At 51.1% G+C, this 20,934-nt stretch carries 20 protein-coding genes; 18 read left to right on the forward strand and 2 right to left on the reverse strand.

Going from position 1 to position 20,934, the window contains the following annotated elements; translation table 11 throughout:
* Window positions 1-66 precede the first annotated feature (66 nt).
* Both galU and LGV68_RS10050 read right to left on the reverse strand, forming a co-directional pair.
* The gene (gene galU / locus LGV68_RS10045) at window positions 67-936 is read right to left on the reverse strand and encodes a UTP--glucose-1-phosphate uridylyltransferase GalU (protein WP_020433248.1); all 870 of its coding nucleotides are present in this window, start codon (window positions 934-936) and stop codon (window positions 67-69) included.
* A 127-nt stretch (window positions 937-1,063) separates the two neighbouring features.
* Window positions 1,064-1,714 carry a LuxR C-terminal-related transcriptional regulator gene (locus LGV68_RS10050; RefSeq protein ID WP_158125687.1) on the reverse strand — a complete coding sequence of 217 codons (651 nt, stop codon included), beginning with the start codon at window positions 1,712-1,714 and terminating at the stop codon, window positions 1,064-1,066.
* Window positions 1,715-1,996: 282 nt separating this feature from the next.
* Between LGV68_RS10050 and LGV68_RS10055 the strand changes: the two genes are divergently transcribed.
* From LGV68_RS10055 to LGV68_RS10140, 18 genes are all read left to right on the forward strand, one after another.
* Window positions 1,997-2,527, forward strand: coding sequence for a single-stranded DNA-binding protein (locus LGV68_RS10055; RefSeq protein WP_020332215.1), 531 nt, complete (start codon window positions 1,997-1,999; stop codon window positions 2,525-2,527).
* Window positions 2,528-2,662: 135 nt separating this feature from the next.
* Window positions 2,663-4,657 (forward strand): RNase E specificity factor CsrD, encoded by a 1,995-nt coding sequence (gene csrD / locus LGV68_RS10060; RefSeq protein WP_020433244.1) that lies wholly within the window; start codon window positions 2,663-2,665, stop codon window positions 4,655-4,657.
* 7 nt (window positions 4,658-4,664) lie between these two features.
* Window positions 4,665-6,113 carry an MSHA biogenesis protein MshI gene (locus LGV68_RS10065; RefSeq protein WP_252536678.1) on the forward strand — a complete coding sequence of 483 codons (1,449 nt, stop codon included), beginning with the start codon at window positions 4,665-4,667 and terminating at the stop codon, window positions 6,111-6,113.
* The gene (locus LGV68_RS10070) at window positions 6,110-6,760 is read left to right on the forward strand and encodes an MSHA biogenesis protein MshJ (RefSeq protein ID WP_252536680.1); all 651 of its coding nucleotides are present in this window, start codon (window positions 6,110-6,112) and stop codon (window positions 6,758-6,760) included. Before LGV68_RS10065 ends, LGV68_RS10070 begins: the two co-directional genes overlap by 4 nt.
* Window positions 6,761-6,785: 25 nt before the next feature.
* Complete coding sequence (locus tag LGV68_RS10075; RefSeq protein ID WP_172560579.1) at window positions 6,786-7,064, forward strand: MSHA biogenesis protein MshK; 279 nt, start codon at window positions 6,786-6,788, stop codon at window positions 7,062-7,064.
* A gap of 15 nt (window positions 7,065-7,079) precedes the next feature.
* Complete coding sequence (gene mshL, locus LGV68_RS10080) at window positions 7,080-8,714, forward strand: pilus (MSHA type) biogenesis protein MshL (protein WP_020433239.1); 1,635 nt, start codon at window positions 7,080-7,082, stop codon at window positions 8,712-8,714.
* Window positions 8,715-8,719: 5 nt separating this feature from the next.
* Complete coding sequence (locus tag LGV68_RS10085; protein WP_024373444.1) at window positions 8,720-9,562, forward strand: AAA family ATPase; 843 nt, start codon at window positions 8,720-8,722, stop codon at window positions 9,560-9,562.
* Entirely contained in the window at window positions 9,562-10,653 is a 1,092-nt protein-coding gene (locus LGV68_RS10090; protein ID WP_020433235.1) for a tetratricopeptide repeat protein, read from the forward strand. The genes LGV68_RS10085 and LGV68_RS10090 overlap by 1 nt, the downstream gene beginning before the upstream one ends.
* Window positions 10,643-12,367: a GspE/PulE family protein gene (locus LGV68_RS10095; protein ID WP_020332223.1), complete on the forward strand. Its 1,725-nt coding sequence runs from the start codon at window positions 10,643-10,645 to the stop codon at window positions 12,365-12,367. The genes LGV68_RS10090 and LGV68_RS10095 overlap by 11 nt, the downstream gene beginning before the upstream one ends.
* A gap of 8 nt (window positions 12,368-12,375) precedes the next feature.
* A complete protein-coding gene (locus LGV68_RS10100; RefSeq protein WP_020433232.1) occupies window positions 12,376-13,599 on the forward strand; it encodes a type II secretion system F family protein in 1,224 nt (407 codons plus the stop codon).
* Between the two features lie 2 nt (window positions 13,600-13,601).
* A complete protein-coding gene (locus LGV68_RS10105; RefSeq protein WP_252536682.1) occupies window positions 13,602-14,048 on the forward strand; it encodes an MSHA biogenesis protein MshF in 447 nt (148 codons plus the stop codon).
* A gap of 85 nt (window positions 14,049-14,133) precedes the next feature.
* A complete protein-coding gene (locus LGV68_RS10110) occupies window positions 14,134-14,709 on the forward strand; it encodes a prepilin-type N-terminal cleavage/methylation domain-containing protein (RefSeq protein ID WP_024373447.1) in 576 nt (191 codons plus the stop codon).
* 34 nt (window positions 14,710-14,743) lie between these two features.
* Window positions 14,744-15,220: a type II secretion system protein gene (locus tag LGV68_RS10115; RefSeq protein ID WP_158125693.1), complete on the forward strand. Its 477-nt coding sequence runs from the start codon at window positions 14,744-14,746 to the stop codon at window positions 15,218-15,220.
* Between the two features lie 127 nt (window positions 15,221-15,347).
* Window positions 15,348-15,839: a prepilin-type N-terminal cleavage/methylation domain-containing protein gene (locus LGV68_RS10120; protein WP_154184797.1), complete on the forward strand. Its 492-nt coding sequence runs from the start codon at window positions 15,348-15,350 to the stop codon at window positions 15,837-15,839.
* A complete protein-coding gene (locus LGV68_RS10125) occupies window positions 15,839-16,411 on the forward strand; it encodes a prepilin-type N-terminal cleavage/methylation domain-containing protein (RefSeq protein WP_158146901.1) in 573 nt (190 codons plus the stop codon). The genes LGV68_RS10120 and LGV68_RS10125 overlap by 1 nt, the downstream gene beginning before the upstream one ends.
* Window positions 16,411-17,115 carry a prepilin-type N-terminal cleavage/methylation domain-containing protein gene (locus LGV68_RS10130; RefSeq protein ID WP_252536683.1) on the forward strand — a complete coding sequence of 235 codons (705 nt, stop codon included), beginning with the start codon at window positions 16,411-16,413 and terminating at the stop codon, window positions 17,113-17,115. Before LGV68_RS10125 ends, LGV68_RS10130 begins: the two co-directional genes overlap by 1 nt.
* Window positions 17,105-17,533 (forward strand): MSHA biogenesis protein MshP, encoded by a 429-nt coding sequence (locus LGV68_RS10135; protein WP_252536685.1) that lies wholly within the window; start codon window positions 17,105-17,107, stop codon window positions 17,531-17,533. Before LGV68_RS10130 ends, LGV68_RS10135 begins: the two co-directional genes overlap by 11 nt.
* Window positions 17,533-20,916, forward strand: a complete 3,384-nt coding sequence (locus tag LGV68_RS10140; RefSeq protein WP_252536686.1) for a DUF6701 domain-containing protein — start codon at window positions 17,533-17,535, stop codon at window positions 20,914-20,916. The genes LGV68_RS10135 and LGV68_RS10140 overlap by 1 nt, the downstream gene beginning before the upstream one ends.
* The last annotated feature ends 18 nt before the right edge of the window (window positions 20,917-20,934 follow it).

Genomic DNA, 20,934 nt, shown 5'->3' on the forward strand with positions numbered 1-20,934 from the left:
ATAAAAAAACAGTTAAAAATAAAGCCATCTTAAAAGATGGCTTTATCGTTCTGAAACTAAGGCAGATTAAGCTTTCTTGGTGGAGTGCTTAGCCAGTTCAACTTTCTGTTCGTTTTTCTGATACAGATGTTCAAAGCAGTAGTTGGTTGCTTCGATGTAGCCTTCTACGCTACCACAGTCAAAGCGTTTGCCTTTGAATTTGTAGGCCAGAACGCAACCCGCTTGTGCTTGTTTCAGCAGAGCGTCCGTGATCTGAATTTCGCCACCTTTGCCCGGTTCCGTATTTTCGATCAGTTCAAAAATATCCGGAGTCAGAATGTAACGACCGATGATCGCCAGATTACTAGGGGCGGTACCCGGCTCAGGTTTTTCGACCATATCATCGACACGGAACAGATCGTCTTTGATCATCTCACCAGAAATTACACCATATTTATGCGTTTCATTTTCCGGGACTTCCTGAACGGCAACGATTGAGCAACGGAACTGTTTGTACAGGGCAACCATTTGCGCCAATACACCTTGCTCTTCGTTCACACACAGGTCATCAGCCAGAACCACAGCAAATGGCTCATCGCCAACCAGTTCTCGACCAGTCAGAATCGCATGGCCCAAGCCTTTCATTTCGCGCTGACGGATGTAAGTAAATTGTGCGGTATCGATGATCTGGCGGATATCAACCAACAGCTCTTCTTTGTTGGTACCACGGATCTGGTGTTCCAGCTCGTAGTTCATATCGAAGTGATCCATGATCGAATGCTTGCCGCGGCCAGTGACGATACACATACCCGTCATGCCCGCCTGAATCGCTTCTTCGACGCCATATTCAATCAGGGGTTTGTTGACGACAGGCATCATCTCTTTAGGCATGGATTTGGTGGCCGGTAAGAAACGTGTGCCGTAGCCAGCTGCCGGGAATAGGCATTTGTTAATCATAATTAAAGCCCTATTTTTCTTTGATTTGCATATTGGGGAGCAAAGATGGGAGGCACTTTATCATGTTCCGGGTGTGAACTTCAGCACATTCTCAGGCCGGGTCCAGAAAATGTGCTGATAACCTCAATTATGAGAGCAGGTTTTGGTTCGCCCAGGCGATGGCTTGGGTGCGGTTTTTCACCGAAAGTTTTTTGAATATCTGATAGAGGTGAGATTTGACGGTAAATTCGCTGATAAATAAGCTTTCTGCCATCTGCATATTTGATGCGCCCGTTTTTAGACTGCGCAAAATCTGTAGTTCTCGCGTGGTGAGTTCGATGGTGGCCTTGGTATGGTGATTCTGAAAAATGTGGCGATAGTAGTGCAACAGTTGGCTACTGACATGACGAGGCAGCCAATTCTGGCCGTTGATGATTTCTGCCAGTCCACGCGCAATCTGTTCAGGCTCGCTGGATTGGTAGAATAAGCCTTTAAGGTTGCCGAAACTGAGCAGGTCGTCGGTACACAAACGCTTGCCAACTTGAAACAGAATGGTTTCCAGATGCGGACTGGTCAGGCGCAGTGGTGCCAGCCGCTGGCGGATTGCGTCATGTTCGTCATAATTAAGTAACAGGATTTTATGTTTGTCAGCCTGATAGGCCTGCAGTAACTGCTCCGGTTCGATTTGGGGAACCGGAATTGCCAGTAGGTCGAAAGCCGATTGCAGGACAGGCGGCGCGGAAGCTGTCTGATCCAGACAGAGGTAATATATGGTTCGGGCGTAGTTAGCTCGTTGCATGGTCTCAATTCAGGGTGATAGTCGTTTGGATAAATGCACGATGCCGAAAAATATTTATGGAGGCGAATTTATACTGAGCGTTTGCGTGATGTCTCAATATGCGAAGTAAATGAGTAGGTTGTCAGCGATAAAAAACATCGAACTGAGCCGAAAAAATCGTGATATTGAAGGGCATTCACGCGTGCGGACAAAGAACACATTTGTTGAGTGATTGGTACACACTTCAAAGCATGTTATCCTTGCCGACTATTTCAAAAAACCTATTTGAAAACGGAGCAAAAAATGGCAACCCGTGGCGTGAATAAAGTAATTTTGGTTGGCAACTTGGGTAGTGATCCGGAAGTTCGCTACATGCCAAGCGGTGGCGCAGTTGCGAACATCACTGTAGCCACGTCAGAATCATGGCGTGATAAAGCAACCGGCGAACAGCGTGAGAAAACAGAATGGCACCGTGTCGCTCTGTATGGAAAACTCGCAGAAGTCGCAGGTGAGTATCTGCGCAAAGGTTCTCAGGTTTACATCGAAGGCCAGCTGCAAACACGTAAGTGGCAAGATCAAAGCGGTCAGGACCGCTACTCAACCGAAATCGTTGTACAGGGCTACAATGGCACTATGCAGATGCTCGGTGGCCGTCAGCAAGGTGGCATGCCTGCTCAGGGTGGCGGTATGAACCAGCCACAACAAGGCGGTTGGGGACAGCCTCAACAACCAGCCATGCAGCAGCACAAACCAATGCAGCAGCAGGCACCGCAGCAATCTCAGCCGCAATACAATGAACCGCCAATGGATTTTGATGACGACATCCCATTCTAAGCGTTCCGTTTCTGAAAAAAGCCGCGAAATTCGCGGCTTTTTTATATAGTTAACTATCCAACTGTTCCATTAAGTGTTTGAAACCCGACCGGGTCTTGTTTCCTCAACCGATGAATAGGAAGGGAATTCAGTTTCATGCGGTATACCCCGACTCTTAAATTGAGTACGCGTTTAGTCGCGTTTGTCACGCTGATCGTTACCAGTGCGATGTTCATTTTGTTCATCGGCGGAACGCTTTCATTCCAGCGCATGGGACAGGAATATCTCAACCATTATCTGCAAGGGATCGTGGAAGTAGTGGATAAAGAGCTGGAAGATCCAGACGCCGCCTATTCCATGCAGCGTTGGATGCCGAAAATGTTGCAGGCATCCAATATTGTTGAAATGCAGCTCTCTTCTCAAGCGGGAACGATTTATCGCTTTAAAGACACCTCATCCAAAGCGGATCCGGATCGCCTTTACTCGATCGATTTACCTTTGGCTCGCAATCAGGGTTACTCCGTGCATTTCAAAGCCGTGCCACCTTACCTCGGATATGGTTATTCGATGGGGGCAATGTGGTCGATTTCTCTCGCTGTGGCGCTGATTGTGTTCTGTCTGGTTCGCGGTGTGAAGTGGCTGAGAGAGCAGTTATTGGGCTCAGAATTACTCGAAGAGCGTGGGCGTATGATTCTCGCTGGCAGAGTGGAGCAGTTTGCCAAGGGGGATGAACGCGAATGGCCTTATACCGCCAGCGAAGCGTTAGATGTGCTGATTGAAGAGCTGCAAGATGCCCGTCAGGAGCGCAGCCGGTTTGATACTTTTATCCGCAGTCAGACCTTTTTGGATCAACTGACGGGGGCTGCAAACCGCGTATTGTTTGACAGTAAACTCGAATCGGCATTGCTGGAGAGCGGCGCTCGTGGCGGTGTGATCATGATTCGTATTGATGAGCTGGATGTGGCGCGCGAAGAGCAGGATAAGCGCACCATCGACGAATTTGTCGTGGAAGTTGGCGAGTGTATATCCAATGTCATTGCCCGTTATCCGGATGTCATTTTGTCGCGCTACTATGAATCGGTGTTTGCGATATTCATGCCTCATCAGGGTTCAAAAGATGTCGCCCATGTCGCGACTCAGTGTCTCAAACTCATTGAGCGTATTTCCCCGCCTCATCCACTGGATGCCGAGAACTGGTTCCATATTGGCGTCAGCATGTATCAGGAAGGCGAGCGTCGTGGCCGGGTGATCGATGAAGCGGAAACCGCACTTAAAAGCGCTGGGCTGCAAGGCTGCAACGCCTGGAGCCGGTTTAAAAAAGTGGCGAAAGTGGAAGACGAACGAGGCAGTGTTCGCTGGAGATCGCTGTTCGATCAATGTCTTACACCCGAGAAAATCAGACTTTTCCGGCAACCGTGCTATTTAACCAAGCCCTTGAATGGACTAACATTGGCCCACAATGAGTTGTTTGTTCGCATCTACGACCCTGAACAAGGCATACTCAAAGCGTCACGTTTCAGCTCGGCTCTGGAAACTGTCGGCTATGAAATGGTGCTGGATCGGGCTGTTTTCACCCGCGTATTGCAACTGCTCAAGATTCCAGAGTTCACCGGGAATTATTCGTTGAATATGTACGTGACTCCGTTTGCGGATAAGCGCTACCTGCGTTGGTTCCGCAATGAACTGATGCAATTGCCACACAGTTTACGCTCACGTTTGTCGTTTGAATTTGCCGAAGGTCATCTGGTACAACATCTTGACTACATGCGCCCGGTACTGAAGATGATGGCAGGCTTAGGTTGTGAGCTGGTGGTTGGGCAGGCTGGCCGAACCATAGTCGCGACGCACTACATTAAAGACCTCAACATTACCTATTTGAAGCTGCATCGAAGCCTGATCAAAAATATCGACCAACGTCATGAGAATCAGCTGTTTGTACGCAGTATGATTGGTGTTTGCGGTGGAACTCAGACAAAAGTCATCGCGGTCGGGGTCGAAAATGAGACAGAATGGCAAACGCTGTTGTCGTTAGGTGTCGATGGAGGCCAAGGGCGATTGTTTGAAGCGGAGCAGGCTTTGCTGCCCGCACCGCCAAGTCCAGCCGAAACCCACGTCAAACCGGGCAAACGTAATCGCTGGCGAACGAAGTAAATGACGAATGAAAATTGATGCTCTGATAAAGAAACTGACACACAAAAGAACCCATAGCCGCTCAATTTTCGCAGTGGTTCAGCCGGACTCAATCTATTTTTCCTCATCGGCTGAGCTCTCCCTACCGGAACACTACCCACTCTCGAATCACTCGTGGCCCCAAGCCCTGATTCAGGCCTTGAAACAGAGTGGCGCCAAAGGCGTCACCGTGGATGTCGTGCTCCATTCCCAGCTTTATCAAAGCTACCAGATTGAAAAACCAGCACTTCCGCGTGAAGAGTGGCCAGCAGCGCTGCCATTCTTACTCAAAGATTTGATCAGCGAGAAAGTCACCGAAGTCGTGGCGGATGCGCATCCGTTGACGGGAAGCAGTAAAGTCCAGGCTTACGTGATGGCACGCAAACAGGTATTGGAAGTGGCTGCATTGCTGGAAAGTCTCGGCTGTGAACTGGGGCGCCTGCTGCCGGAGCAGGAAGTGTGGGCGCATTGCTTACCGGAACAGTCGCATTTTCTGTTGTTGCAACGCAGCAAAGGCGGCCACTTTAAACTGGATGCTTTCGTTGACAAGCAGTGTCATTTTCAGCGCACACTGAGAGGTGTCGTTGCACCGATCACGGGGGTCGCAAGTTCCGCGTTGCAGTTGGACGGGCTGGCTCTGGAGCTGCAACGTTCGATTGATTATCTCTCTTCTCAGCTCAAAGGCGTGGCGCTGCATCAGCTGAAGGTATGCTGTGACGACGAAGATCATGTCGAGCTGGTGCAAGCATTAAACGAACGGTTAAGTGTTAAGGTTTCTCCGCTGTCGAATGACGGCGCTCAGGCCTTGTCCGGACAGGTGCTGGCACAACACACCTCAATGGCACCGGGCGATACGCTCAATTTTTATCAGGATCACCTGAGACCGAAGAAAGATTACTTTTCTCTCTCTGCTGTGATCGGTGTTTGGGGCGTAGCATTGGCACTAATGCTGGTGGTCTCAGGCATCTACCGTTTCAATATCGTAAAGCAGGGTGAAGCATTAGCAGGCGTTGAGCAACAGGCTGCTCAGCTGAGCCAGCAAGTCAGCGATCTGAAGAAGCTGGTGGATCGGCATCAGCCGTCAGCAAGCAAGGTGGCCGCCGTGGCTCGACTGAAAAAAGAGATTGCAGCCAAGCAGGCTTCCCTCAATGCCATCAGTGATTTTGACCATTCTCTGCAAGTGGGGTATTCCGGAGTCATGGATGCACTGGCTAAGCTGGCGCGTCGCGATATTTCACTCAATCAAATTGAAATGGATAAGCAGCGCTTTGACATTCAGGGGCTGGCACGCGAAGCGAAAGTGATTCCGAACTGGATTGCAGAGTTTCAGAGCGAGTTGCACCTGGTTGGACGCAGTTTCGATCAACTGGTCATCGGCCGTAATGACGAAGATGTGGTGACGTTTGAATTGAAAACCAAACAAGGAGCGAAGCGATGAAACAGCGCTGGAATGTCTGGAGTGACGCATTCGCTAAACGCTCTCAACGAGAAAAATTGCTGATTAGTTTGTGTGGTTTAGTGGCGGTAGTGTTTATTTCTCTGACCCTGCTGGTTGATCCGCTGGTGGCTCAATATGGGCAGCAGCAGACCCGGTTGCAAGGGCTCACCTCGTCGAACCAGAGCGCGCAACTGACTATTCAACAGCTGCAGGTCGCGCTGAAAAAGAATCCGGATGAGAGCATCGATAAAGAGTTTGCAACGCTGCAGGAACAGAGTCAGTCGCTGTCTATGGAGCTGGCTAACTCTACTGAAACCTTAGTTTCTCCGACACAGATGGCGACGCTGTTGCAAACAGTGCTCGACAACAGCACCAAGCTGAAATTGATTAGCCTGCAGTCATTGCCTGCTGAACCCATCGTCCCTTCGAAAGAAGACTCGAGTGCAGTTAAGTACTATGTGCATCCGGTGCGCCTTGAGCTGACTGGCAACTATTTCGCGATTCGGGATTATCTGCTCGCGCTGGAAAGCCTGCCAGTGAAATACTATTGGCGCAGTTTCAAGTATCAGGTCGAAACCTATCCTCAGGCCAGATTGATTTTACAGGTCTATACATTGGGATTGCGAGAGGAGTTCATCGGTGGCTAAAGTTGGCATCCTACTGAGTACGCTCATGATCAGCGGTTTGACCTTCGCGGCAGAAGACCCGACTGCGCCGTTAGGCTACGCGCCCAGTCAGGCGCAGAAGACGGCTCGTCAGCATCCATTGCCTGAGCTGCAAAGTATTGTGTGCCAGCAGCAATGCTTAGCGATTCTCAGTGACCAGGTTGTGACGGTAGGGCAAACGGTTCGTGGCTATCATGTGGCTGGCGTGACGGAATCAACGGTGACGTTGACTCGTGGTGGCAAGCGTTGGGAGCTTGAGCTTTTCTCCCTGAATATCAAGAATTAAGGTATGAATGTGCATATGCGTAAACTGGTTATCGGTGTGATGATCACCACCTTAGTGGGCTGTTCTATGGGGCATCGTGATCCTGTGGAAGTCAAGCAATCGCTGAATCAGTCGATCAACGATGCCAACAGCCGCAACCTGGATCAGCTTCCAGCCTCTGTGGAAGCTGATCTCATGCCGGATTTGAATGAAACCAATGCTAACGCAACGCCGCACCTCAAGCGTTTTCGTATTCAGGCGAACAACGTTGACGCTAAGGCGTTTTTTGCCAGCCTGGTGCAAAACAGCGAATACAGTGTGGCGCTTCATCCTGCTGTCGAAGGGCGGATTACGGTCAATCTGACCGACGTTACGTTGGATGAAGCTCTGAACGTGGTGCGTGACTTGTACGGTTATGACATTGAAAAAGTCGGCAAAGTCATTCAGGTTTATCCGGCCGGCTTGCGCACCGTGACTATTCCGGTGGACTACCTGCAGTTTAAGCGCAGCGGGCGCTCGCTGACGGCGATCACCACGGGCACGATTACCAACACTGACACCAGTTCCAATAACACCAGTTCATCGAGTTCAACCTCATCGAGCTCAAGTAACAACAGCAGTTCGAATAGCACCACCACGGCACGTGGCGGTACGGAAATTGAGACACTGAGCGAGAGTGACTTCTGGCCTCAATTAGAGAAAGCCGTCTCGCGCTTGATTGGTAGCGGCCGCGGGCAGAGTGTGGTGGTGACGCCGCAAGCGGGAGTGCTGACTCTGCGGGCCTATCCGGATGAAGTGCGCGAGGTGCGCCAGTTCCTTAACGTGTCACAACAACGCATGCAGCGTCAGGTGATTCTGGAGGCAAAAATTCTGGAAGTAACGCTGACCGACGGCTATCAACAAGGTATCAACTGGTCGAATATGTCGATGGGCAACGGCAAAGTGGTCATCGATCGCATCGGTGCGGCGACTTCAACCTTGCCCGGATTGGATACCATCGGAACCCTGCTTTCGGGTCAGACTAACATCACCGTTTCCGACGGTAGTTTTGAATCGGTACTGAGTTTTATGTCGACGCAAGGCGACCTCAATGTTCTCTCCAGTCCTCGTGTGACCGCAGCCAATAACCAGAAAGCGGTGATCAAAGTCGGCAGTGATGAGTACTACGTGACCGACCTAAGTAGTGTGGTCGGTTCGGGCGATAATACCGAGGCGGCGCCGAACGTAGAGCTGACGCCGTTCTTCTCCGGTATCTCTCTCGATGTGACGCCGCAGATCGACGATAAAGGCAACGTCTTGTTGCATGTCCATCCCAGCGTAATTGAGGTCGAGCAACAGGATAAAGAGATCACCTATAACGACAGCACGTTTACCCTGCCACTGGCACGCAGTTCGATTCGTGAGTCGGATTCGGTGATTCGCGCGCAGGACGGTGATGTGGTCGTGATTGGCGGTCTAATGAAGACCAACACCACCAATAAAGTGTCAAAAGTACCATTTCTGGGCGATATCCCCGCACTCGGACATCTGTTCCGCAGTACCAGCGAACTGACAGAAAAAACCGAGCTGGTGATATTGCTCAAGCCGACGGTGGTTGGCGTGAACACGTGGCAGAAAGAACTCGAACGCTCACGCGATCTGCTGCAAGAGTGGTTCCCGGACGCTGAGTAACGCTTATGTATCTGGCACACTTTGGCCTGGTTCAAATGCCGTTTCATCTCACTCCGGACACCCGTTTTTTCCTCGGTCTGGCGCCTCATTTTGAAGCGATTCAAACCGTTGGCGCGGCACTGGAAATGGGCGAAGGGGTGATCAAAATAACGGGCGAGGTCGGCACCGGAAAAACCATGGTCTGCCGCATGCTGCTGACGCATCTGGCGCAGGACATTGTTCTGCTCTATCTGCCCAATCCGGCGCTCAATGGCTCTGAACTGCGCCGCGCGGTCGCAACCGAACTCAAACTGAACGTTCCAGATGACCGCGATTTGTTGGAACGAATACAGACCGAACTGATGGCGTTGCATTTTGCGGGTAAACGAGTGATAGCCATGGTCGATGAGGCGCAGGCATTGTCGGATGACGCCCTGGAAACACTGCGTCTGTTTGGCAATCTGGAAACGGAAAACGCCAAGTTGCTGCAAATCGTGCTGATCGGTCAGCCAGAACTCGACAGCCGCCTTGCGCAGCATCATCTGCGTCAGTTTCGCCAGCGTATTACCTTCAGTGCGCAGCTCCGGCCGCTAACACTGGAAGAAACCGTTGCGTACATCGATAACCGGCTACACAAGTCCGGCTCAAGCGGTGAGCTGTTTACGCTGAATCAGAAGAAAGCGTTGTGGCGGGCTTGTCGCGGTATTCCGCGTCTGATCAACCAAGTGTGTCATAAGGCACTGTTGCTGACCTATTTCGCTCAGCAACCTAAAGTCAGTAATCAACAGTTATACAGTGCGGTTCACGACACGTTTGATACCTGTAAACCGAAATTCAAAACCCCGCAGCTATGGGGATGGAGTCACTGATGAGTGAAATCAACAAAGCGCTGTCGCAGCTCGCAACGAAGCATCATGCAACGTTGGAGCATATTCAGGCGGCTGACGTTCCGTCAGTGACCAAACGTCCCGCCTGGATTTGGGCGATTGGCGGTTTCGGCCTCAGTTTGGCCGTCGGTGGCTGGGCTGTTTCGCAGCAGGCGTCCGTCGTGGCAGAGCCGATTCAAACCTCAACCAGCGTACCGGTTATTCCGGTGTCGGCATCGCAGCCGTCGCCGACACAAAAAACACACACCAGCCGGGTGAATATCTACCACGCGGACAAAGAGACGGTCACACCGCTGGTAGCTGAACCACCTTTGGCGGAGCGCGATGTGTTGACAGGTGTTGTCAGCCAACAAGCCAGCGCTCAAAAGCTCGTTTCGCCTCCTGTTTTACTGGCCAGCACAGTGACGGCGCCAGCCACGATGGCTCACTCACAAGCTGAAAGCGAATCCGTGCAGATGTCGATTGAACAAGTTGAGCTGACGCCCTTGCAACTGGCTGAAAAGGCGGTAGCGCGGGCCAGTAAGGCTTTGGACAGTAACGATTTTGAATCGGCAGTCAGCGCATACACAGAAGCTCTGCGCTATACGCCGGATGATGAACGTGTGCGTCAGAAGCTCGCTGCGCTCTATTATGGCAAAGGTGACGTCAGACGCGCTTTTGACCTGCTGCAATCAGGGATTGAGCTTAATCACAACGGTGAAACGCTGCGCATCGCGTTAGCGAAACTGTTGATGAAAGAGAATCAGACCGAAGCGGCGCTCTCGCCGCTGTCGTATTTGCCGCAAAGTCCTTCAGCGGAATACCTGTCGCTGCGCGCAGCGCTGGCACAGAAGAGTAAGTTTAACGATATCGCCTTGGAAAGTTACCAGTTACTCACCCAAAAAGAAGCCAACAATGGGCGTTGGTGGCTCGGGCTGGCCATTCAGCAGGAGCGTGCTTTCCAGCTGCCAGAGGCAAAGCAATCGTATCTGCAGGCACAAAACAAAGTGGGGCTGTCGGTTCAATCACAAGCTTTTATTCGCGATCGACTCAACGTGCTGGCAAGCCTAGAGGAGACCTCGAATGCAAATTAAACTGCGTAAACGTCTCGGGGATTTGCTGGTTGAAGAAGGCATTGTTTCTGAGCAACAAGTCGAACAGGCCCTGAGCGCTCAGCGCCAGACAGGCAGCAAACTCGGCAGCACGCTGATTGAGTTGGGGTTCCTGACTGAACAGCAAATGCTGACGTTCTTGTCGCAGCAACTCTCACTGCCGCTGATTGATCTCAACCGCGCGCATGTCGATATCGATGCGGTTCAACTGCTGCCGGAAGTGCATGCCCGTCGCCTGCGGGCATTGGTGATTGGCCGCAGCGGTGAGACGTTGCGGGTTGCGATGAGCGATCCGGCGGATTTATTTGCGCAGGAATCGCTACTCAACCAGCTGCCAAACCACAGTTTTGAATTTGTTATTGCTCCAGAAAAGCAGCTGGTGGAAGGGTTCGATCGCTACTACCGTCGTACCAAAGAAATCGCCTCTTTCGCAGAACAGTTGCACGCAGAGCATCAGGTGAACGACGCCTTTGATTTCACCATCGGCGATGATGACAGTGAAGACGTAACCGTCGTGAAACTGATCAACTCGCTGTTTGAAGATGCAATTCAGGTCGGGGCTTCGGATATTCATATCGAGCCGGAAGCCAACCTGCTGCGCTTGCGTCAGCGCATCGACGGGGTGCTACATGAAACCCTGCTCAATGAAGTGAACATAGCTCCTGCATTGGTGCTGCGCCTCAAACTGATGGCGAATCTGGATATTTCCGAAAAACGTCTGCCTCAGGATGGCCGTTTTAACATTCGAGCCAAAGGTCAGTCCGTGGATATTCGTATGTCCACCATGCCTGTTCAGTACGGCGAATCGGTGGTGATGCGTTTGTTAAATCAGACATCGGGTGTTCGTAAGCTGGAAGAGTCGGGAATTCCGGATGATCTGTTGGTACGGTTGCGTCGCCAGCTCAAGCGTCCGCATGGCATGATTTTGGTCACCGGCCCGACGGGCTCCGGTAAAACCACCACACTTTACGGCGCGCTATCGGAACTTAACACGCCGGGGAAAAAGATTATCACCGCAGAAGACCCGGTGGAATATCGCATTGAACGGGTAAACCAAGTGCAGGTGAATCCGAAGATCGATCTCGATTTCTCTACCTTGCTGCGCACCTTCCTGCGTCAGGATCCGGACATTATTCTGGTGGGGGAAATGCGCGATCAGGAAACGGTGGAAATCGGCCTGCGCGCCGCACTGACGGGTCACTTAGTCTTATCGACGCTGCACACCAACGACGCCGTCGACAGTGCCTTACGTCTGATTGATATGGGTGCGCCGGGCTATCTGGTGGCCAGTGCCGTGCGAGCGGTGGTGGCTCAGCGTCTGGTGCGCAAAGTGTGCCCGGACTGTAAAACTCACGATGAACTGGATGATGCTCGACAGCAGTGGCTGGAAGTTCGCTTCCCGAATCAGGTGGGTGCGAATTTTGTGCGTGGACGTGGTTGTCAGAACTGTAACCTGACCGGTTACCGTGGCCGGGTCGGTGTGTTTGAAATGCTGGAGCTGGAGCATCATATGATGGATGCGCTGCGTGCCAATGATGCGGTTGCGTTTGGCCATGCGGCCCGGGCTTCAAAAGAGTACAAGCCGTTGCTTGCATCTGCGATGGAACTGGCGCTGAAAGGCGTGGTGAGTCTGGATGAAGTGATGGCGTTGGGCGAAGGCGATGCTTCCGGTGTTGCTCAGGCCATTTATCTGTAGGGCTCATTATGCCAACGTATCAGTATTCAGGACGTAATGCCGATGGCAGCAAGGCATCCGGTGTCATTGATGCCCCATCTGAAGAAGTGGCGGCGGAGAACCTGCTCAATCGCGGCGTGATCCCAACGGCAATCTCAGCCGGGAAAAGCGCGAGCAAAGCGAGTGTTGATTGGCGGGCTCTCCTGATGCCTGCGATTCCGCTCGAAGTGTTGGTGATTTTTTGTCGTCAGCTCTACAGCCTGACCAAAGCCGGGGTGCCGCTGCTGCGTTCAATGAAAGGATTGACGCAGAACTGTGCGAACAAGCAGTTGCAACATGCACTGGAAGAGGTGTGTGCCGAGCTGACAAATGGTCGCGGCCTCTCTGCATCAATGCAGATGCATCCGGGCGTATTCAGTCCGCTGTTTGTCTCAATGATCAACGTTGGCGAAAACACAGGCCGGCTTGATCAGGCTTTACTGCAACTGGCGAATTATTACGAACAAGAGTTAGAGACACGCAAACGAATTAAAACGGCGATGCGCTATCCAACGTTTGTGGTGAGCTTTATTGTGATTGCGATGTTTATCCTTAACGTCAAAGTGATCCCGCAGTTTGCCTCGATGTTTAACCGCTTCGGCGTTGAGTTGCCACTGCCAACCCGCATTCTGATCGCGATGTCCGATTTTTTCGTTAACTACTGGATGGCGATGCTGGCGGCGATTGTCGCGATGTTGTTTGCGTTTCGTGCCTGGCTGAATACTGCCTCCGGACGCGAGAAATGGGACAAGATACGACTGCGAATGCCGATTGTTGGCAGTATCGTCAATCGCGCCCAGTTATCCCGTTTTTCTCGTACCTTTTCTTTAATGTTGCGCGCGGGTGTGCCGCTTAATCAATCGTTGGCCTTGTCAGCGGAAGCGTTGGACAACAAGTTTCTGGAAGCGCGCCTGATGGAAATGAAAGCGGCGATTGAGGCGGGGAGCAGTGTTTCGGCAACAGCGATCAATACCGGGATTTTCACGCCACTGGTGATTCAGATGATCGCCGTCGGCGAAGAGACCGGACGCATTGACGAGTTGCTGCTGGAAGTGTCGGATTTTTACGATCGCGAAGTGGACTACGATCTGAAAACTCTGACCGCACGTATTGAACCGATCCTGCTCGTGATCGTTGCCGCCATGGTTCTGGTACTGGCATTGGGTATCTTCCTGCCGATGTGGGGCATGCTGGATGCGATTAAGGGACGTTAACGGTGAAAGAGGAACGCTCTCGGCTGATTCTCTGGGCGCTGGTGGTGTGCAGCTTGATCGCAGCGTTGCTAATGGCTTGGCAACCTGTTAATCGCGAGCTGGAAAATACCGCGCTGGCGCTGGCCAATAAACGCATTATTGAGCGCGCCAATACTTACAAACAGGAATGGCTGCTGCGTGGTCGCCCGGCATCACTTGAGTTTGACGGGAAAGTATTAACTTTTTCTGCGTCAGGCTGGGTTTTCCCGCGAGAGGGGGAAAAAGTCGATTGTTCGATGCTATTCAACTGGCTTTATCCGGATGAAAAGATACTGAATTCGTTGCCAGATATTCATGGTGAAAATGTGGGGGCGGGCTACATCTGTTATTTTGATTTTTATGATCATCAAACCATAAAAATAATATTAAAAAACAACAGGTTTTCATCGGTCGTCATAAGTTCGGCATGATGCAAAAATTTGACGTTCTTCGGATGTTTTGTTCGAAATGTTAAGCCTATAATAGGCTTCGTTTGCAAGTGTGATAGGATTGGGCATGTATAAAAAACAATCTGGTTTTTCTTTGGTGGAATTGGTCATCGTGATTGTTGTTGTCGGGCTTTTGGCCGTTGCAGCATTACCCCGTTTTCTGGATGTGACCGATGAAGCAAAAAAAGCCAGCATTGAAGGGGTTGCAGGTGGATATGCAACCGGTGTATTGTCCGCGCGAGCGCAATGGGAAGCCAAAGGGCGCACGACAGCAACGATAGGCTCGGAGCGCTATAACACCGTTAACTATGACGGCGTTGACTTCTGGCTCTCCCGCTCCGTTGACAGTAGTGGTACCGATACCGATTTTCGTGACGGCTATCCGTTTGCACTAAATAGCGACAACACCAACTTTCCAAGCAGCCTGAGCGATCAGGATTGCATTGATTTAATGGAGAATCTGCTGCAAAACCCACCGAGTGTCGACACGGTCAGCAATGCCAGCAGTAACTCCAATGTTAAGTACTCAGCTCAGGCTGACAGCAGTAATTGGACTTGTACGTACGTGCAGCTAGAAGGCAAAACAGCCCATCAGTTTATGTACGAAGTAAAAACGGGCCGTGTCACGGTCACATTGCAATAATTCTTTATATTTTGAGCTAAGAGAGAGAGTCATAATGAAAAGACAAGGCGGTTTTACCCTTATCGAGTTGGTCGTGGTTATCGTAATTCTGGGTATTCTCGCAGTGACTGCGGCCCCACGTTTCCTGAACCTGCAAGATGATGCCCGCGAAGCGTCGTTGCAGGGGTTGAAAGGAGCAATGCAAGGAGCTGCTGGAATTGTTTATGGCAAAGCCGCAATTGATGGAAATGATACTGTAAGTGATGGTACGGCAACTGTTACTGTTGGAACTACACAAGTAAAAGTCATGAATGGTTATCCTCAAGGCAATACCGACGGTATAGGCAATGCTGTGACAGGGTTGGATACAGATTGGTCAGTTGTATCTGGTACTTCCTCAACAAACGGCACGTCAATTTCATATACCTTTGATGGGTATGCAAACGCAACGTCAACAAAATGTGCTGTAACGTATTCTATGCCTGCGTCAGCTAGTGAGCCGACAATTACTGTCTATTCATGTGCGAATTAAATAAGTAAAGGCCAGCCTAGCTGGCCTTTATTGTCGGTCTGATTTGATTGATTTTGTCTGCTAGGTGCAATCTGGCAGGTGAGTTTTATATACGACTCTTCACACTTCTACTTAAACCGAGAACGCGATGCGAGCATACTCACGTAAAGCAGGCGGTTTTACCTTAGTCGAGCTTATCGTCGTTATTCTGCTGGTCGCTATTCTGTCCGCCTATGCAGCCAGTCGTTTTATCGGTGTCTCCAGTTTCTCCGCTTATGCGGCTAAAGAGCAGGCTGTCTCCATCATTCGTCAGATACAGGTGAGTCGTATGCAGTCCAATCTTTCGGAGGCGGCTCTGCAGTCAAATGGCCACTATGTGTTGCAGGTCAGCAGTTCTTGTCTCGGCTCTGTCGCCGCGTGCGCGCTGTCGAACGACGACCAACGCAGCGATGTGTTGCGAGGCAATAACCTGTCGTTCGCTTCTTCTGTTGCGCTGAGCAGCCAGCGCATCCAGTTCGATCTATTGGGAAATCCGCAAAATGAAGCGGCAGCGGGGGTAACGATCATCATTACGGCGCCGGACAGTTCTGCGTCAGTGTGCATTAATTCGCAAGGTTATGTGGCGGGGGGAGCATGCTGATGAAGCCAATCAAAGGATTTACACTAGTTGAAAGTATTGTCGCGATGGTGATCATTGGCCTCGCGATGGTGGTGTTGATCAGCTTTTTGTATCCTCAGGTCGAGCGCTCAGCGACTCCTCATTACCAGACTCGGGCCGCGAATTTGGGCCAAAGCCTGATGAGTCAGATTCTGGCCCGTGGATTTGATCAAAACAGTGATTTTGATGGCGGTGCCATTCGGTGTGGAGAATTCGGAACAACATGTACAGCGCCGGAACAATTAGGTGCAGATAAAGATCAGGGTGAAATTTCTCCAGCACAGTTCAATGATGTCGATGACTATATCGGCTGCTGGTATGGTGACAACGTTTCAGAGTGTGGCTCGGAGACAACGAAAAATCCGTTAACCAATATTCTCGGGACAAACGTTGCGGCGAACTATCGACACTTCACGGTATTTATTGCGGTCGATTACGTCAACAGCGCCTTTCAACCTGTGTCTGCGATTACGGATATGAAGCGCATCGAACTGACGATCGATACCGGCAATTATGGTCGTTACACGTTTGTGGCTTACCGGGGGAATTACTGATGCGCACCCGTGGCTTTACCTTGATAGAAATGATCCTGACCATTATTGTCGGCTCAATTCTGGTGCTTGGTATCGCAGGTTTTGTCGAGCTCGGTAGCAGGGGCTATGCCGATACCGTGGCGCGTCAGCGGATTCAAACCCAAGCTAAGTTTGTACTGGAGAAAATGGCGCGGGAGTTACGCCACGCCATCCCGAACAGCCTTGCAATTTCGACCGATACTGCGTCCCAGCAGTGTTTGTCGTTCTATCCGATCGTCTATTCCGGATTTTATGCACTTGATGAAGCCGATGAGAAACAACTCTCGTTTATCGTGGGGAATGTCTCTGGCAGTGCGACAGCGTTGAATTTTGACGGCCTGACAATGATCATCAACCCAAGCAATCAGGATGAGTTCAGCTCGGGGGCAGGGATCGCATTGAGCGGCAGTGATACGACGATTAGTTTGAGTTCGCCACTGGCCAGTCAGTCGGTCGCACAGCGCTTTTACATGTATCAAAATATGGTCGAGTACTGCCTGAATTACAGCGCGCAGACGATCACCCGTAATTTAGTTCAGGTTGCCGATAGCCTAGAATCCGGCTCGTTCAGCTATGAGGAACCGACACTGCAGCGTGGTGGTGTGGTGCATTTGTCGCTCGGACTGGCACAAAACGGAGAGTCGAGCCATTTTGAACAAGATGTGCAGGTGCTGAATGTTCCCTAGAATGAAAAAACAGGCAGGAAACCTATACATCGTCGCGATTTTTGTCATCGTGGTGATGGGCTTCCTTGCGGCCGCACTCAGCCGTATGGAGTGGTCAAATCAAGATGCACTGTCGCGAGACTTACTGGGCACCAAAGCCTGGTTTGCGGCCCATTCGTTAAATGAATTTGCCTTAACTCAACTGTATCCGGTGGGTGCCTCTGCGGCCGTGAGCAGCGTGTGTGAGGATAACTGGAGCAGCGTCGTCAGTGCGGCGGGAAACATGATAGCACAATATTCAGGCTGTTCTGCATCACTTGCATGTAACAAGCTTGGCGAGCTTAACGATGAAGGCGTATTTAAAGTTGAAAGCAGTGTTCTCTGTGGAGCCGGACTCTATCAGGTCGAGCGAGTCCAGGAAGTGTTGGTGAAGGAGTGATGGTGAATAGTCAACGATATCTGCGTGTCATGGTTCTGCTCGGGGCTTTGTTGTGGTCCTCGTTGAGCTTTGCTTTCACTTCGGGTGCCTGTAGCACGTTGCGCTCTGATGGTAACTTCGGCGTTACCTTCTCTATTGATAGTGCTCGGTTAACCGAAACCGTTAACGCGATCAAAGGCGTTGGCAACAACACCAAAGTGACCATTCCGTTGTGGAGCAATGATACGTCAGTCAGCTCTCCTATCATTCGGGATAGCGAAACCGAATTGGGGGGAAGCTATCAAATATGGCTGAAGTACGAGCAGAATAACAACCAGAACAAGACGGGTTACCTCAGTTATTATTTGCTGAGGTTTGGTCAGTGGGAACTGATTGGTACACCGCAGTTTGCGGATCTGCGCAACCTCGATTCGGTTAACATTGATGTGATCAGCAGTGATGTGGACGAAATGGCGTGTGAGGAGACAGCTCAACCGCCCTTTGAACCGACTTTGGACATCTGTGATTATTTTCCTGATTCGTTTCAGTCTAACTCTTTCTACAATGGTTCACGCTATTCAGGAACATTTGAGCTGAACGGCGACCGGAATACATTGGTATTACCTAAAAGAGCCGCGTTGGCTTTCAACCAGATTGCCGTAGCTGGTCATGACAGTGGCTGTGTCTACAATGGTTCGTCACCAGAGAGTTGTCTATACGATGCCGCAATTACCTATCCCGGCTTTCCTGGCGATCTGCCCGACTTTCAATCTGGTACTCAAGAGATTGTCTGTAACGATGGCTGTCAGCAATCGCTCACTCAAGGCAAATATAAAAAAATAGAAATCGGTAGTAATCACAGTACAGTCACATTGCAAAGTGGCGAATATTGGGTTGATGAATTAATTTTCTCGACCAACGATGCCTCCCTGAAAGTGCAAGGTAAAGTCTATCTGCATTTTCGATCGTTAAAAATTTCTGGTGACAGGGTGAGTATTAACTCTGGCGGTTCTCCTGAAAACCTCTGGATGTTTGGTCATATTGGGGCGGCACCGATCACTATCAGCAACAATGATGTCTCAATTACGGCAATGTTGTTTTTAGACGCCCCCAGTTTTACCAATTCAGATGGTTTGATTGCTCAGGGGGCAAGGCTGAAATTCACCGGATCTCTCACTGCGTCACGAATCAAAGTCACTAACAACGACTCTACCTTTACCGGCCATGTTGCGAGCGCATGTGATACCACCGTGGACTCGTCGTACGCGCTGACCCTTCAACCTGCCGAAGCTTACTCACTTATCTGCGCTGCGCAGCGTCTCGAATTTCAGGTGGTGGATAGCAACAATCAGGCGACCGGCGATTTTACCGGAACGATTTCGGTCAGTCCGACTACCGCCAATCTTGCCGTGGTTCCTGACAAGGGTTCAGGCAGCAACGGGAGCTATACCCCCAACGCGAACGGTGAACTCTGGCTGGATTTTACCGCCAGTTCCAGTCAGACGGTGACAATTACTGGCGTCCTGAACCCGCAAGGCGACAGCGCTTCTGTATCGGGAACCTATCATTTTGTGCCGTATAAACTCTCTGCTGCGGATCAGTACGTGATCGCAAATAAACCGCAAACAGTCGAGCTGAAAGCACTGGCGTGTGATGACAATGGCGGTGTGGTGGATATCAACTATGGTGGAACGCCAACGGTCAGTTCTGCTTGGGTTGCGCCCACATCTGGTGCGGGTGAACTGAACTTCGCGCCAGCGTTTACTCAGGGGGCTGCCAGCAGTGAACTGACGATGGAAGATTCCGGGATCAAAACCGTTACCATGACCGACAGCAGTTTTGATTGCTCTGGATTGACCGACTGCCCGGTGGAAGGCTCCGGAACGTTGCAAGGCAGTTTTACCGTCTACTCGCGCCCGTGGACGTTAGCCATTTGCTCCCCAAATGGCAATACTATGGATGGTGACATTACCAATCCTGACAGCCTTGCCTTTACTAAGGCGGGCAATCTGTTTGCCCTGAATATTCGCCCGCTGCGTTGGGTCAGCAGTTCCGGTGACGACAGCTCGCCGCAAGTGGGTGGCAGCGCGATTGAAACGTCGGCCTATTGCAGCTCTGCGGTCACGCAAAACTTCTTTTCGGATAATAGTCAGTTAGCCGCCTTAGCCGTGCTCAGCCATCAGGTTGCGCAGCCTGCCGATGGCAATGATGGCACGTTAGATGGCACGCTTGAGCAACTCAACACAACGGGTATCAATAGTACCTACTTGCCGTTTTCGGGGTTGAGTTGGAGCGAAGTCGGTGTGCTGCGCGTTAACGCGGACATCTCAGGCTCTTACCTTGGTATGACGGTCAATCAGGGCTATCGCGATATCGGCCGCTTTTATCCAGCGTGGTTAAGCATCACCGAAAATAGCTGGGACTATGCTGATGACCACAATGGTTTTGTGTATATGAATCAGACGATTCCGTATCGTTTCACCGTTGAAGCGCAAAATATGCAGAGTGACGCCACGACCAACTACAGCGCATTTTCACAAGCCTTAATTGCTGATGTGAAGCTGCTGGCCGTAGATGGTGATGGCGAGGAGCTGAGTGACCGTATCGACGAGTATGACCTGCAACTGTGGGATGGTGCTGGTGACGGCGCTTGGTCTGGAGCAACGCTGTCGGTCACCAATGATTTTACCTTCTTAAAACAGCAGCAATCGGCGTCGCCTTATACCACCAGTGTCGATGGGCCATATCAAAGCGGATTTGGCCTACGCGTATCGGATAAAGTGGATGGTGTCGATTTTGCGTCTCCGGACTTGGAACTGAAGGCTTCCACGACGCTACTGGATACCGGTAAGCGCTTTACCACTCAGCCTGATATTCGCTACGGGCGGATGGTGCTCGGGGACGTGGGCGGTACGTCGGTGAGTACGGTTAATGTACCTTTGCGAGTGGAATATTGGCAGGGCAGCCGCTTTGCGATCAACGCAGATGATTCCGGATCCTATTTCGCCACACCTAACGAATACGTCTGTAAGCAAACCGTCTGGCCAACCTCCGGCAGTGGCTCGAGTTCCAAACTCATCGGCTCCGATACGTCTTCCAGCTGGGCGAAAGTGGCTTCGGGCAAGAGTTCAGTGGTGTTTGCCACACCGGCTTCTTCCGATGAAACGGCCGATGTACGCGAACAGGTGCGCTTCTGGCTACGTCTGGATGATGACGCTCACTCTTCGCCCCAACTTTCAGAGAGTGGTGTTAACTGCGGTGCGCAATATACCTCTCAACCTTGGTTGCAGTACAACTGGCGCGACAAAGGGGATGAGGATCCGTCGGCGGTCGTGACCTTTGGTATTCATCGTGGCAACGACAAAGTGATTTTTCGCGGTGAGACCCGCCTGACCGGACAGTGATTCGCGATTTTTTCTAAC

The organism is Vibrio sp. LQ2 (genome assembly GCF_023920125.1).
GTDB lineage: Bacteria > Pseudomonadota > Gammaproteobacteria > Enterobacterales > Vibrionaceae > Vibrio > Vibrio fluvialis.